We start from the raw sequence: 14,699 nt of genomic DNA, 5'->3' as shown, positions 1-14,699 counted from the left end.
CAATTCCAGAACCCCTGTCTGCACTGCAGACAGGGGTTTTGTCTTTTCTGGCCTACAGCTTCAGTTCAGCAGATTGCGCACGTTGTTCATCGCGTCATCGGCAAAGCCCTGGAGAAACGCCTGAAACGCCGGCAGAGCATCATTACCACCAGTGTAAGGCTCAGCCTGAATGGTCCACGTGGCACGAGCGCGTCGTTCATCCAGTGCCTCGACCTGCATGGCCGCCCACAGATTGCCGATGTTAAGGCTGGTGTAGATCAGGCTCCAGGTCATGTACATGGCCTGCTCGTCGCGGGCATTGAGCTGCTCGATGACCACGTTGCCGTCCTTGAACAGCTTCTTGCGCACCGAGCGAACGCCGCTGCCGGTCATTTCAATGTGTGCAAGCGCCGGGATGAATACCGGGAAGCCGGCAAAGTTGCCGACGATGTTCCAGACGCTGGCAGCGTCCGCGGCGATCTCGACGCTGGCAACCACCTGGCAGCCGTGTGGGTTGTGGATCAGGGTATCGGGTTGAAGTACGTGCATGCTGTGGATCTCCTGCGTGGGTTGAAGAGGGTCAGATGAAACGGATGTCGCGCAGGTACTGGCAGCCGCGCTGCAGCAGTTCTGGCGTCTTGGCCGGATAGCGCGCGCCCATGCGCTCAACACCGAGACGGGCGTTGCTGTGCTGGATGTTGGAGATGTCGCCGATGTCCTCGCCGAAGCCGTCGAGGTAAAAGCCCAGTACATCGAACAACGCGTTGTTCCGATCGACTCGCCTTAGCTGGCTTTGCCACTGCGCCACACTCACCAGTTCAAAAGGGCGCTTGGGGTTGCGAAATGCCTCTACGTAGTCGCACCAGCCGAGGGGTTCCGGGTTGTGCAGGTTGAACACGGCGTGCCCGGCCTGGTAGCGGCTGCTGTGGAAGGCGATGAAACGTGCGAGGAAGTCCACCGGCATCAGGTCGAAGTTCAGCTCCAGCGCCGGCACCTGGCCCAGTTGCAGGGAACCCTTGAGCATCAACATCAGACGGTTGCGCTGCGGTTGGCAGACGCCGGTACGGCTGTTGAAGCTGATGTTCCCGGGACGATACAGGTTGACCCACACGCCCTCGGCACGAGCGCGCTGAAGTATGCGTTCGCCGACCCACTTGCTCAGGTTGTAACCGTTGCGTAGATAGATCGGCGGCGATTGCGCCGGCTCTTGTTCCAGTACCTGGCCATCGCTGTCGATGGCGCTGCAGGCCGACAAGGTCGAGATAAAGTTGAAGATCTTCTTGCGCCGGCCTTCGCACAGGCGCAGGCACTCGAACAGCGGTTCGATGTTGTCGGCAGCCAGGGTCTGGTAGTCGAGTACATGATTGACCTGCGCCGCGTTGTGCAGCAGCGCACCGTACTGGCTGTCGAGGTAGTGGTAATCGCTGTCGCTCAGGCCCAGTTGCGGCAGGCGCAGGTCAGCGTCGAATACCTTCACCCGACCCAGATCCAGAGCACCTAGACGGTTGTCCTCCAGGGCCTGCAGGAAGCGCTCATGGGCCGATTGCTGCTCAGTGCGCCGGACCAGGCAGGCCACTTCACTGGCCCCCCATTGCAGCAAGGCTTCGACCAGGTGCACACCGAGAAAGCTGTTGGCACCGGTGACGATCACCTTGTGCACATCGCCCAGTTGCGCGACTGGCCGGATGCTTAGTTGCAGATCTCGGCAGACATCGCGTTCGACCTGAGGATCGAGAGCATTGCTGATCGATGCCTCGGGGCTGACCAGCTGCGCAAGGCGTTGCAAGGTCGGCCTCTCGATAAAGCGGTTGATCGGGATACCGCAGCCGAACTGCTCGCGCACCGCCAGCAGCAGGCGGGACAACAGGATCGAATGACCACCCAGATTGAAAAAGCTGTCGTCGATGGCGATTTCCACCTCGGACAAGCCCAGCAGCTCGCTCCACAGGGCCCGCAGCCGTGTTTCTGTAGGGTTGCCCGGGTTCAGGCGCCGTTGCGGCTGTAGCCGCTCTTTGGGCAGCCCAAGCAGTGCCTGGCGATCTACCTTGCCGTTGGCGGTGTAGGGCATCTGCGTCAGCAACTGGTAGAAAACCGGACGCATGTAGTCGGGCAGGTGATGCTCGGCATACTCGCGCAAGGCGACTTCATTCGCCTCAGGCTCGGGCTGTGCGGCGAACACCTGTATTCGACGCTGATCATCGATGACAACCGCCAGCTGGCGGAATAACCCACTGCCGCGCAAGCAATGCTCGATCTCTTCCGGTTCGACGCGAAAGCCACGGATTTTCACCTGGTTGTCACGCCGGCCACACAGTTCGATGCCAGCATCGGTCCACTTGCCGATGTCGCCGGTGCGGTACAGACGCCGGTTGCTGCCGTCGGCCAATGTCAGTTGCACGAAGCGTTCGTCACTCAAGGCGGGGTTGTTCAGGTAGCCGAGGCCGACGCCGGGGCCGTCGATGTACAGTTCGCCGGGTTGTTGCTCGGCGACGGGTTGCAGCTCCTGATCAAGGATCAACACGCGGGTGTTGGCGATGGGACGCCCGAGGTTGCGCGGATTGTCGCCAGCCTGGAACACCCGGGTGGTAGCCAGCACCGTGGTTTCGGTCGGCCCGTAGATGTTGTGCAACTGACACTGGCCGGCCAGTCGGGCGATCACCGCCGGTTCGCAAACATCGCCACCGGTGATCAAGTGACTCAGGCCCAGAGGCTGGTCGAGTGGCAGGATGCTCAGCAATGCGGGCGGCAGAAAGGCATGGCTGACTTGCTGCTGGCGCATTAGCCTCAGCAGTTGCTGAGGGTCGCGTCGCTGGTCTTCACTGGGCACTACCAGCTCGGCACCGCACATCAATGTGGGCAGAATATCCAGCAGCGAGGCATCGAAGCCGATGGTCGAGAATTGCAGCACCCGACTGTGCGCCTGGAGCTGCACATGGGCGCTGTACCAGGCCTGGAAGTGACTGAGGTTGCGCTGGCTCAGCAGTACGCCCTTGGGCTGGCCTGAGGTGCCCGAGGTGTAGATCGCCGCGCAGGGAGCGTCCATGGCCGGGCGCTGAAGCATCAACGCCGCTGGCGAGCCTTCCACGGCGAACGGCAACCGCCGCACATTCAGCGTCGGCAGATCCGGGTCGTCAGCATCGATCTGGCCATCATGCAGCAGCGCGCTCGCCCCGGCGTCACGCAAGATATGCCGCAGGCGTTGCGCCGGTTGGCTTGGGTCCATTGGCAGGTACACCGCGGCGCAGCCAAGGACGGCGAGCAGGCTGGCATACAGCGCTGACGTTTTGCCCAGGCAGACACCAATCACGCTGTTGCTTTGTGGGTCAGCAAGGGCAGGCAGTATGTGTAACAGTTGCCGCTGAATGGCCGAAGCCTGAGCGTGCAACTGCCGGTAAGCAATGCGCTGGCCATCCAGGTTCAGTGCCGGTCTATGCCCATGCTGACGCAGACTGTGGTCCAGCTGCTCGATCAGCAAGATTTCGGCGTGGTGCAACAGCGCCGGGTCCGTGGTCTGGTTGAAGCGGTGAAACAACGCCAGTGGTTCCAGCCAGTCCAGGCTGTGCTCGTGGTCATGAGGCCCTGAATGGAGGGTCGGGGCCTGGTGCAAATGTTCAGGGTTACGGGCGAAGCGGCTGACTTGCAGGGCGACCAGCTCCTGCAGGGCGTCCATCGCTTGCAAGCGTAACTGCTGGCCGTTGCCCGCCGGATCGGCCGTCAGTGCCTGGCGTTCGATCAGGCGCCGGGTGGTTGCGCGGCCGGTCCAGCCCAGTAGTTCGAGCTGCGGCAGGTCATGATCGGGCAGCCGGGTGACACCCAGGCGCAGACTCAGCAGCGCGCACGAAGGCAGGTTGCACCAGGCTGCTGCATCAAGCTTCAGGCTGCCATCTTCGATGATCAGTTCAGGTTGTCCTGTGTGCAGTTGCAGCGCCTCGGCAGTGCTGGCCAGGGTCACGCCATGGCCATGCTGCTCAAGTGCTTGGCAGACGTTACTCAGCGCCGGACTGGTGCCGATCAACAGTATTTCCAGACGTCTCATGAATCCCTCCTTGGCGCGGGCAGGTAGTGCGCCAGTGCGCGTTGCACGCAAGGTGAATCGAGCAGGGCGCTGTTGTGTAGAAAGCCCAGGATGTTGCCCAGCAGCGGATGTTGGTGATTGATTGGGTAGGTCATGGCGAGCACTTCCTCACGTAGCGCCTGGTGTACCGAAGGGGCTACGGGCAGGTGATCGATCAGGGTGAAGTCGAAGGCTTTCTGGATCTCGTTGGTCAGGTACTGCTCGAGAAACACCGGGAGGATGTCGGCGATGCACTGGCGATCCGGCTCTGCGGCGCTTTGCCAGAAGATCCGTGTCAGATGCGCCCAGAACATCGAGTGCCGCCCTTCGTCGAGCAGGTGGTCGGCCATCAGCCCTTTGACCGAGGGCTTTACCGTGTCATCGCGGGCGAAGGCGGCAACGTCGTCGGTCAGGGTGTTTTCGGCAATGCCGACACAGATCAGCTCCAGGGCATCGCGCAGGTGGGCGGGTGCCAGGGCCAGTGCCGCCGGGATGGCGCGGCTGAGCTCGATTTGCGTGGGCAGGCTGATCGGCTCGATGCCGGTCAGGGCGATGGTCTGCTGCATGAAGTCCATCGCCACCAAGGCGTGGTAGTCCTCGTCGACCACCACGGTCATTGCGTCGTAGCGGCAGGCAAAGGGAAAGCGGATGGCGAAACGGTCCTTGGCGATTCGCCGGGCGGTGCGATCAACGATCTCGGTTTCGAAAATCACCACGTCGTTGATGAACTTGTAGAGGCTCTGCACCAGGGCCAGGTCGCGCAACTGCGGACATTCACGCAAAAAGCTCGCGGTCAGCACCAGCGGCTGGCGGCTGAGCGGGTAGATCAGGCGCTGATCATCTTCGACCATACGCCTGGGCCGCGTGCGGATGCTTGCCCGGTTCTCCCAGGTCTCGGCGAAGGACCGATAGTCAGCGGCGTTCATACGCTGACCTCGACCTGGGGCGTGCGCATCGACAGGCGCAGGTGATCCCACAGGGCAATACGGCTTTGCACCGCTGCGATGGCCGCCTGGTAAACCTGCTGCTCACGTTGCGGATCGTGCTGGACCAGGCGGGCGAGCAATTGCTCGGCGGCCGGGCCGTGGTCTTCGGCATCCACGTCGATATGCCGTTGCAGGTAGTAGCGGAAAGTCGGTGCCTGTTCGCCCGTGATACCCCAGTCATCGAGGATGCGCTGGAACATCCCCGGGATGACGCTTTCCCGCCCGTGCAGGAACGCTGCGGCAACGCTGTGCGCCGGAGCATTGAGGGCAATGTCGAGGGTATGGCAGACAAACTGCCGGGCGGCATCGCTGGCTTCGGCCTGTTGCAAGGCGCTGGCGTAGCCGATGCCTTCACGTTGCAGGCCGACGAAACGTTCGATGGCTCGGGTGCTGGCGCCCACTTCACGCATGGCGTCCAGGTACAGCTCGAAGTGGCTGTAGTGACCCTGACCGAGGCACTCATCAGACTCTTCACCCAGCACGATCTCATTGATCAGGCGTGCGGCTTGCGGATCTTGCGGGGGGAGCCAGGGCAGCTGAATGCAGGTCAGTTCCTGTTGCAGGCGCTTGGTCAGTGACATGAAGTCCCAGACGGCAAACACATGGGTTTCCATGAACCGTTGAAGTATCGGCAGTGAGTGGATCTCGGCAAAAATCGGATGATTGGCAAGTTGCTGTTTGTATTGCGCCAGGGTCGATTTAAAGGTGGTCATTATGTTCCCTCATCAGCACTTAGTGATTGGCGATAAAGCGTTTTTATCTATTTCGCGACGAGCGAGTGCCTCGATTGCAAAGTCGAAAAAATGCTTCAGGCTTTTTGTCAGGACCCGTGAAGGCTTGGGCTTATAGGGCGGTGCGAGCAAGTTGCGGCTCACGGGTGGCTGGCAATTAAAAAGTTAGAACAACTTTCAAGTTTGGCGCAATACATTTTGTGATTATATTTCCAGCTGAATATTTTTAAATATAAGTTGGTTGTATAAAACACTTCGCGAAGGTTTTATTGGCATGTAAGTGCTCCTTCCGACAATTAAAAGTCAGAATTAAAACTGCATGAGCGAATGCCTCGCTCGGAGCACTACTGGGGCAGGGCTAGTGGGATATGGGTTCGGTGGGCAGCTGATCGATATCGGTCCTTGCCCGGCGACTGGCTCCTTGTGCGGGTTTTCGACGAGCAGCCGACCTGGTCCGCCTGGAGGGCGATCAGCAGTCGCTGCGGAACTAGAGTGTGCCGAAAACGCGGACGCTGCCATGTCTGGCTGCAGGAGAGGGGGAAACACAGAAGGTCGGGGCGGCCATCACACCGGGATGATGGCCGCCCAAGCGTAGCTCAGAGGCTCGGGATCACTCTACCGGTCGACTGTTCAGGTAGGCTTTTATGGTTTTCGCTGCGGTGTTCAGGTGGCGCTCAAGCACCCTGATGGCGTCATCGACCGACTTGTCGTTGGCCGCATCGACCAGGGCGTTGTGGTCGTCCTGGGTGAGTTTGCCCAGGCCCATCGAGGACAGGTGAAAGCGCAGGAAGCGTTCTTCTTCGTTGAGCTCGGTTTCAATCAGGTGCAACAGCTTCTTGTTCGAAGCCTTGCTGTACAGACTCATGTGAAACAGACGGTTCAGGCGCCCGATTTCCGCATGCTGGGTTTCGTTTTCCAGCTGGCTGATGTAGCTGCGGGCGAGGGCGATATCATCGGCATCGAGCAGCGGGATCGACTGACGCAGTGCTTCGGATTCCAGAATCACGCGCAGCGCGTAGGTGTCCACGGCGTCTTCCCCGATCAGCGGTGCGACCACGGCGCCTTTGTGGGCCACTACCTGCAGCAGCGATTGCGCTTCAAGCTGGCGCAGCGCTTCGCGCACCGGCATGCGGCTGACCCCGAACAAGGTCGCCAGCTCTTGCTGGCGCAGGGCCCGACCGGGTGGCAGGCGGCCATCGAGGATGGCGCTGCGCAACCGCTCTTCAATCACACTACGAGCCAGGTGCGGCGGCACTTGCTCGCTGCCCAGTATTTCGCTCAAAGGTCTGGATTTTTCGGTCACGCTTTACCTTGTCCTTGCTGTCGAATGGCTTTGGTCATTGGATCCAATCACCCTAGTTAGCGCTGGAGCCCTTGTCAAACCGCGCTGGCGCGGCAGTAGTTGCTATCGTGAATGAAGTTTTTCTCCAAGGGAAGTCGAGCCGACGTACTGGGTTCGGGGGCTGCCGGCAGGCAGGCCGACTGATATTGCCGTGATAGTAAGATGCCATTGTCTTTTAATGGGCAAGGCCGCACCATCGGTGCTTTTCCACAGGTCTGCGCAGGTTTTCGCAGTGGCGATACGTTGGGCTGTTCACTTGACCATGCGTCGGCTGGGCCTTGCCGTGGTGCTCGGCTGCCTGCTGCTGGGCAGCCTGCAGGCTGATTGGGATTTTTCCCAGATCAGCCGGCGCGCACAGTCGCTCTACGGGCCGTTAGGCGCGGGCCAAGGCCGTATCGATGCCTGGCAGAACCTGCTGGCGACAGAAAAGCAGGGCAGCGAAACCGAGCAGCTCAAACGGGTCAATCTGTTCTTCAATCGCCAGTTGCGTTACGTCGAGGACATCGATCTGTGGCGTGAGGTCGATTACTGGGCAACGCCTGTACAGGCCTTGATCAAAGGACAGGGCGATTGCGAGGACTATGCTATCGCCAAGTACTTCAGCCTGCGACGCATGGGGGTCCCGGCGGAAAAACTGCGCATTACCTACGTCAAGGCGCTGCGCCAGAATCGCGCGCATATGGTCCTGACCTACTATTCGAGCCCCAATGCCATGCCGCTGGTGCTCGACAGCCTGATGGACGCGATCAAGCCCGCCAGTGAGCGTGCCGACCTGCTACCGGTCTACTCCTTCAACGGTGAAGGGCTGTGGCTGACCGGCTCTGCGGGCAATAAAAAGGTCGGCGACACCAAACGCTTGTCGCGTTGGCAGGATCTGTTGAAAAAGATGCAGGCCGAAGGTTTCCCGGCCGAACCGGTTTACTAAAGGAGCACAGATGTCACTGTTCAAACAATTGCTGCTTGCCATCTGCCTGTTCCTGGTAGTCGCGTTCAGCGGCAGCTTCATGGTCAGCCTGGAAAGCTCGCGTAGCCAGTATGTCAACCAGCTGCGCTCGCACGCCCAGGATGCGGCCACGGCGTTGGCGCTGTCGCTGACCCCGAACATCGACGATCCGGCAATGGTCGAGCTGATGGTCAGTTCGATTTTCGACAGCGGTTACTACTCGAGCATCAAGGTGATCGACCTAGGCTCCAATGCCGTGCTGGTGGAGCGTCACGCCGAGGCTGATGCCAACGGAGTGCCGGCGTGGTTCATTCGCCTGATCGGCCTTGAGGCCGCTGGCGGTGATGCGATTGTCAGCCGCGGCTGGCAGCAGGCGGCGCGGGTCGAGGTGGTCAGCCATCCGATGTTCGCCCTGGCCAAGCTCTGGCAGAGCGCCTTGGGCAGTCTGGGCTGGTTGCTGTTGTGTGGTGCCTTGAGCGCAGTGCTCGGTGCGCTGTTGCTGCGTCGCCAGCTCAAGCCGCTGGACTACATGGTGGCGCAGTCCCACGCCATTGCCCGCCGCGAGTTCCTCAGCCTGCCCGACCTGCCGAGCACCCCTGAGCTGCGGCGGGTGGTACAGGCCATGAACCAGATGGTCGAGAAGCTCAAGGCGCTGTTCAAGGAACAGGCCGAGCGCAGTGAAAAGCTGCGGGTCGAGTCTTACCAGGATAGCCTGACCGGCCTGGCCAACCGGCGTTATTTTGAAATGCAGCTCAACGCCCAGGTCAGCAACATCGAAGAGGCCCGGCCGGGCTATCTGCTGCTGTTGCGGGTCAAGGACCTGGCCGGGCTCAACCAGCGCCTCGGCGGTCAACGCACCGATCAGTTGCTTCAGGCCGTGGGCCAGCAGTTGCAGCGCACCTGCGCCAACTATCCGGAAACCAACAACCTGATCACCCGTAGCCGTGGCGGTGAATTCGCCGTGCTGGCGCCTGGTCTGGTGCATGAAGAAGCGGTGCAGCTGGCCCAGGCCCTGGAAGTGACCCTGCAGAGCCTGGCCGACACCGGCGCCACCGACGTCACGCCGGTGGCCTGCATCGGCATGGCGCCTTACAGCCCGGGTGATGCACCTCAGGCTTTGCTCAAGCTGGCAGACGAAGCCCTGGCCCGCGCCGAAAACCAGGTGGAGCCGGGTTGGGTTTGCCTTGAGCAAGGTACCGCGCCGCAAGCCGGCGATACTCACCATGCCTGGCACCAACTGCTCGATGACGCGCTGCAACAAGGGCGCTTCCAGCTGTTCTTCCAGCCGGTGGTGGCCAGCGATGCACCGGAGAAGGTGTTGCACTACAAGGTGATTTCGCGGGTGCTGGATGCTCAGGGCCAGGCGATTGCCGCCGGACGTTTCCTGCCCTGGCTGGAGCGCTTCGGCTGGTCGGCGCGGCTTGATGTACTGATGCTGGAGCAGGTCCTCAAGCACATGCAGAACCACACCGAATCTCTGGCCTTGAACCTGTCGGCAGCCACCCTGGCCGACTCTGATGCATTGCAGCGGGTTTATGAGCTGCTCGGCCAGCATCCGGCGCTGGGACCGCGCCTGACGCTGGAACTCGGCGAAGAGCAGCTGCCCGACCAGGCCGTGCTCGAACAATTGACCCGGCGCTTGCGTGCCCTGGGTTTCAGCCTGAGCCTGCAACGCTTTGGCGGACGCTTCAGCATGATCGGCAACCTTGCTCACCTGGGGCTGGCGTACCTGAAGATCGACGGCAGTTACATTCGCGCGATCGACCAGGAGCGCCACAAACGCCTGTTCATCGAAGCGATCCAGCGCGCAGCACACAGCATCGACCTGCCGCTGATTGCCGAGCGGGTCGAAACCGAAGGTGAGCTGAAAGTATTGCGCGAGATGGGGATTCAGGGCGTTCAGGGGCGTCTGGTGGGCGAGCCGGCACCCTGGCGGTGAGGCAGCAGCTGCAGGCCCGCAACGGGCCTGCACGGCTCAGATCAGGCCGCCGTTCTCTTCGCTGTCATCGATCAGGTTGGTCAACCCGCCCAGCACCTGGCGTGCATTCGAACGGCTGAGCAGCTTGGCCTGAGCACCGGCCGGCAGGTCAGTGATACTGATCACGCCTTTGGTGGTCAGTACTTCGATCAAGTCTTCAAGCACCCGGATCATGTCCAGGTCGCTTTGTTTGAGCTGTTTGAGGCTGTTCTCGACCACGTCGTCGGCAAACCATTCCTGAACCTCGGCATGGTCGGCCGGCAGCATCTCCGTGTACTCGGCGTAGGGTGCGGCCTCTACCCGGACCAACTGGCCCTGTGCATCGCGTTGCACGTAGAACATGGGGTATCCCTCTGAAGTGGCAGTCCGTATCCGCAGTCAGCAGCATAGGCCAAGCTGGCCGGGCGCGTAGCCCGGCCAGCGAGTATGCGCTGTGACACGGTACAGGGAAAGTCCGAAGCGTTGCGCCAGCCGGACAGCGGCTGGCGCAGGCCAGGGATCAACTGTTGGAGTGATCGATCTTGATGGTCGGGTCGGCACCGCTCACCAGCGAGTTGATCGTGGTGTTGGCCCAGTTGACGCCGTCCAGCTTGATCGTCACATCGGCGTTGGCCAGGCCACCGGCGGCATTGAGCTTGCCTTCGGAACTGACCTGCAGGGTCGACTCGCCATTGACCGTGGTGATCTTCAGGAAGTTGTCGATGGTGCTGGCCTTCTCGCCCTGGAGCAGGTCGCTCAGGTCCAGACGGTCACCTTCGGCAGGCTTGAAGTCCTTGATCACATCCTTGCCGGTGTCGCCCGCTTTCCACACGAAGGTGTCGGCGCCACTGCCACCGGTCAACACGTCATCGCCTTTGCCGCCGATGAGGAGGTCATTGCCCTCATCGCCCAGCAGGGTGTCGTTGCCGTCCCCGCCAATAAGGATGTCGTTGCCCGCACCACCGATCAGGGTGTCCTTGCCGGCACCACCGAGCAAAATGTCATTGCCCTTGCCGCCATCGAGGTAGTCGTCGCCACCCTGGCCGAAGAGGATGTCATTGCCGTCGCCGCCCAGTAGGGTATCGGCGCCATCATTGGCACGCGACACATCGAACTCGCTGACGTGCTCGGTGATGTACTGATGCAGCATCCGGCCGTCGACATCGCCCAGGTTCACCCCTAGCTTGCCGGCCACATAAGCCTGTATGGCTTCCACGCCGTTGCCGGCGATGCCGTCGAAGCTGACCAGGTCACCGAACAGAATGTCGTTGCCATCGCCACCCGCGAGCGCATCGTTACCCGGTTTGGTGGCCTCGGTATGGCCGAGAATGGCTTCGGCCAGTTTGCTCGGGTCGATGTTGGTCTGCGGTTTGCCGTCAGTGTCGTATGGCCGCAGGGCGTTGGCGTTGACGCCGTTATTCAGACCGATCGCTTCGACACTCGAGTGTTTGGCCAGCAGCAGGAATGCCTCTTGGGCGTTGACACCGGCCCAATAGGAGCCCGATTCCGTATAGGACAGCTCAAAGGTGCCATCGCCTTGTGCATTAAGCTTTCCAGAGGCGTTGTAATCGGTGTACCAGTTCTTGCCAGAGCGATACTCGGCGGTGAGGTACCCGGATTTGTCGATGCTGATCCGGTTGTCATCACCCACCTTGTAATCTCTGATTACGTCGCCCGGTTTGTACTTGAGGTCCCTGAGTGCATCATCCATCGTGTAGTTGGAGTAAGCGAATGTCGGGTTGGTTTTCTCACCCCGCTGATACACGTTCGGTTCGCCATCGGTGATGAAGAACGTCTGGTTGCTACCGGTGCTGCCGGCATCCTTGAGATTCTGGAACCAGTTGGCCGTGGTCTTGAATGCATCTTCGTAGTTGGTACTACCGCCGGCCTTGAGCTTGTTCAGCGCCGCTTGCAGCGTTTCCATCGCGTTCTTGTCGGCAAGGTTGATCGAGACGGTGGTGTTGACCTTCTCGGAGAAGTCCACCAGCAGGATGTTCACCGTGCCTGACTGCGCACCATTGACGCTATTGGCCAGGGTCTTGAACACCGACTCCAGGGATTTTCTCGCCGCGTCGACGCCCGACTTCTCCATACTGCCCGAGGTATCGACAATGAACGCCAGGTTGTAGTCCTGTCCTGGTACGACGTGCAGGCCGTTGACGTCGGCAACCACGATGTCGTTTTCGGTGCCCAGGGTCTTGTTGTCGTTCTCTGCCGTCAGGTTGCCGGGGAGGTAGGTATCCGGGTAAACGGTAACCGTGATCTTGCCCGGGGTTGAGGCGCTGTCGTTATTGGCCTTTTCGGTCGCGGTCGAGGTGACGGTGACGTCGAACTGGCCATGGTAGTAGGCCGGCGGCTTGATGCTCAGGCCGTTCAGGTTCCAGCCCGTGACATCCACCTCGGTCTTGCCGACGGTGACCGTGTGGCCGGCGCCATCGCTGAGGATCGAGCCTTCCGGAATACCGCCCAGCTTGACGCTGAGTTTTTCCGAGCCATCGGTGTCGGTCAGGTTGGTGGAGATGCCCACCAGCTTGACGGTGCCGTTCTCGGCGCCTTCATTGAGCTTGTAGCCCTGGTAGTAGCCTTCGCCGTTATCACCGTGCAGCTCACCGACGGTAACGCCAGCGTTGGTCAGCTCGTTGACGCTCGGGTACATCGGGATATTGCTGTTGCTCAGGTCAACCGGCGTGCTGCCATTGACCGACAGATTGACGTCATAACTGCCAGGGCCGCTCTGGTTGGCATGATAGATATCCAGGGTGTAGTAACCGCTGATGGTCGGCGTAAAAGAGCCGCTGATACCACCACCGGCACCCCAGGTGGCCGACGCCACGTTCTTGCCGCCAATGGTGATCAGCAGGCTGTCGTCACCGACACCACTGAAGCTGTAGGTCTTGCCGGCTTCGAGGAAGATCAGGCCGGAAGTCTTCGAGCCCGAGCCGCCGTTGACACTGCCGTTGGACTGGGCGTTGGTCACCATCGAGCTGCTGTTCGGGCTACCGGCGTTGTCGAAGACGGTCTTCAGCGCGTCACCGGTGATGCCGTTACCGTTGGTACCCAGTCCTTTCAGGCTGTTCCAGGTTTCCTTGACCAGGCCGATCGAGTTGACGTTGTTGCTGCCGATGATCAGGTCTGGTGCGTCGGCAACCGGGGTGATATCGACCTTGAGGGTCGATTCGTTGCCCAGGCCCTGACCGTCGGTTGGCTTGAACTGGATCTGTGCGTAGTCAGCCTTCTGGTCACCTACACCGTTACCGCCGTTGGCGTTGATGCCCGACTCGTTGTGATCCGGTACGAACTTCAGCTTGCCGGCGTCGATGTCGGCCTTGCTGAAGGTCTTGCCGGCATCGACATCGGCCTTGGTCATGGTTTTCCAGACGTTGCCATCCTTGTACTGCAGCACGCCATCGGCGGGCAGTTTGGTGATGGTCAGGCCCAGATTGGCCGACGGGGTGTCGGCATCGGTAATGCCGAAGTTGGCCCAGGTCAGCACCAGATCGGTGTCTTCAGTGCCGGTCACGGCGCCGCCGGCGGCGACTGGCGCTTCGTTGCTGACGATGGTGGTGCTCACACTGCCATTGTCGCCAACCACCAGGTTTTCGAAGTTGCCCCCGGTAGCCGAACTGATCTGCACAGTGAAGGACTCAGCGCCTTCGGCGATGCCGTCACGCAGGATCGGCACACTGAAGGTGCCGGTATTGCTGCCTTTCGGAATCGTCACGGTGGCCACGCCGGTGAAGTCCGAGCCATCTTTGGCGGTACCGGTGTAGCGCAGCGTGATGGTGACGTCGGTTTCAGCCTTGCTGGACAGCGTCAGGGTGTAGTTGGCGGTCTCACCTTCGGCAACCGAGGTAGTGCCGGTGATGCCGACCGTGGTGGTGTTGATGGTATCGGCCACGTGGGTGACAGCGGGCTTGTCGCTGATCTCCAGTTTTTCGAAGTTGCCACCGTTGGCACCGGTGATGGTCGCACTGACGTCGCCTGCATCGATGTACACGTCATCGCTCGGTGCATCAATGGTGATGCTGCCGGAAGTCTTGTCGGCGGCGATGATGATGGTCTTGCCGTTGCTCAAGGTCACGGTAACCGGGGTGCCTGCCGGGTTGCTCAGGGTGGCGGTGTAGGTGATCTTGCCACCTTCATCGACCGACGGGGTGGCCGTCAGTTTCAGGGTGGTGGTGTCGATGGTATCGGTCACCTTGGTGACTGCGGTCGAACCGTCGACTACCAGGCTCTCGAAGTCTCCGCCGTTGGTGCCAGTGATCTTCGCACCCACTTCGCCCGCATCGAGGTAGACGTCGTCCTTCGGCGCGTCAACGGTGAGCGTACCGCTGGTGTCGCCCGCCTTGATGGTAATGGACTTGCCATTGTCCAGGCTGATGGTCATGTCGGTACCGGCCTTGTTGGTCAAGGTCGCGGTGTAGGTAATCTTGCCGCCTTCGTCGACCGATGGGGTCGCGGTCAGGGACAGACCGGTCTCGTTCTGGGTGTCCGGGCTGTCGGTGACGGTGATCGTGGTTTCGCCGGAGGCGACCAGTTCTTCGAAGTTACCGCCGCTGACATCCTTGATGCTGTTGGTCAGATCGAGGTTGCTGGTGTGGACGTTGTTTGGCGCGATGTCCTGCACGGTGCCGGTGGTTTGACCCACCTCAATCACGATCTGCTGACCGTTGGTGAGGTTGATCACCAGCGGCTTGTCGGTGACTT

9 protein-coding genes are annotated in these 14,699 nt (G+C 60.8%); 2 read left to right on the top strand and 7 right to left on the bottom strand.

The genetic code is table 11. The features are described 5' to 3' along the window. Window positions 1-60: 60 nt before the first annotated feature. The 5 genes from NPS47_RS24685 to NPS47_RS24665 form a co-directional block, all read right to left on the bottom strand. Window positions 61-528 (bottom strand): SRPBCC family protein, encoded by a 468-nt coding sequence (locus NPS47_RS24685; protein ID WP_274297350.1) that lies wholly within the window; start codon window positions 526-528, stop codon window positions 61-63. 31 nt (window positions 529-559) lie between these two features. Next, window positions 560-4,015 (bottom strand): amino acid adenylation domain-containing protein, encoded by a 3,456-nt coding sequence (locus tag NPS47_RS24680; protein WP_274297349.1) that lies wholly within the window; start codon window positions 4,013-4,015, stop codon window positions 560-562. Continuing rightward, window positions 4,012-4,959 (bottom strand): diiron oxygenase, encoded by a 948-nt coding sequence (locus NPS47_RS24675; RefSeq protein WP_274297348.1) that lies wholly within the window; start codon window positions 4,957-4,959, stop codon window positions 4,012-4,014. The genes NPS47_RS24680 and NPS47_RS24675 overlap by 4 nt, the downstream gene beginning before the upstream one ends. Next, window positions 4,956-5,732 (bottom strand): DUF3050 domain-containing protein, encoded by a 777-nt coding sequence (locus NPS47_RS24670; RefSeq protein ID WP_274297347.1) that lies wholly within the window; start codon window positions 5,730-5,732, stop codon window positions 4,956-4,958. Before NPS47_RS24670 ends, NPS47_RS24675 begins: the two co-directional genes overlap by 4 nt. Before the next feature lie 628 nt (window positions 5,733-6,360). Then, the gene (locus tag NPS47_RS24665; RefSeq protein WP_274297346.1) at window positions 6,361-7,053 is read right to left on the bottom strand and encodes a GntR family transcriptional regulator; all 693 of its coding nucleotides are present in this window, start codon (window positions 7,051-7,053) and stop codon (window positions 6,361-6,363) included. Between the two features lie 301 nt (window positions 7,054-7,354). Between NPS47_RS24665 and lapG the strand changes: the two genes are divergently transcribed. Together lapG and lapD are read left to right on the top strand one after the other, a co-directional pair. Next, the gene (gene lapG / locus NPS47_RS24660; RefSeq protein WP_425313554.1) at window positions 7,355-8,017 is read left to right on the top strand and encodes a cysteine protease LapG; all 663 of its coding nucleotides are present in this window, start codon (window positions 7,355-7,357) and stop codon (window positions 8,015-8,017) included. A gap of 10 nt (window positions 8,018-8,027) precedes the next feature. Further along, on the top strand, window positions 8,028-9,974 hold the full coding sequence (lapD, locus tag NPS47_RS24655) for a cyclic di-GMP receptor LapD (protein WP_274297344.1): 1,947 nt from the start codon (window positions 8,028-8,030) through the stop codon (window positions 9,972-9,974). A 36-nt stretch (window positions 9,975-10,010) separates the two neighbouring features. Here lapD and NPS47_RS24650 read toward each other — a convergent pair whose 3' ends face one another. Then, on the bottom strand, window positions 10,011-10,355 hold the full coding sequence (locus tag NPS47_RS24650) for a tryptophan synthase subunit beta (RefSeq protein ID WP_274297343.1): 345 nt from the start codon (window positions 10,353-10,355) through the stop codon (window positions 10,011-10,013). Between the two features lie 157 nt (window positions 10,356-10,512). Then, on the bottom strand, window positions 10,513-14,699 hold a 4,187-nt coding region (locus NPS47_RS24645; protein ID WP_274297342.1), incomplete at its 5' end, for an immunoglobulin-like domain-containing protein.

It is taken from the genome of Pseudomonas putida (assembly GCF_028682475.1).
Classification (GTDB): Bacteria; Pseudomonadota; Gammaproteobacteria; order Pseudomonadales; family Pseudomonadaceae; genus Aquipseudomonas; species Aquipseudomonas putida_AG.
The sequence above is the reverse complement of the archived record's forward strand: the minus strand, read 5'-3'. Positions and strand labels throughout refer to the sequence as shown.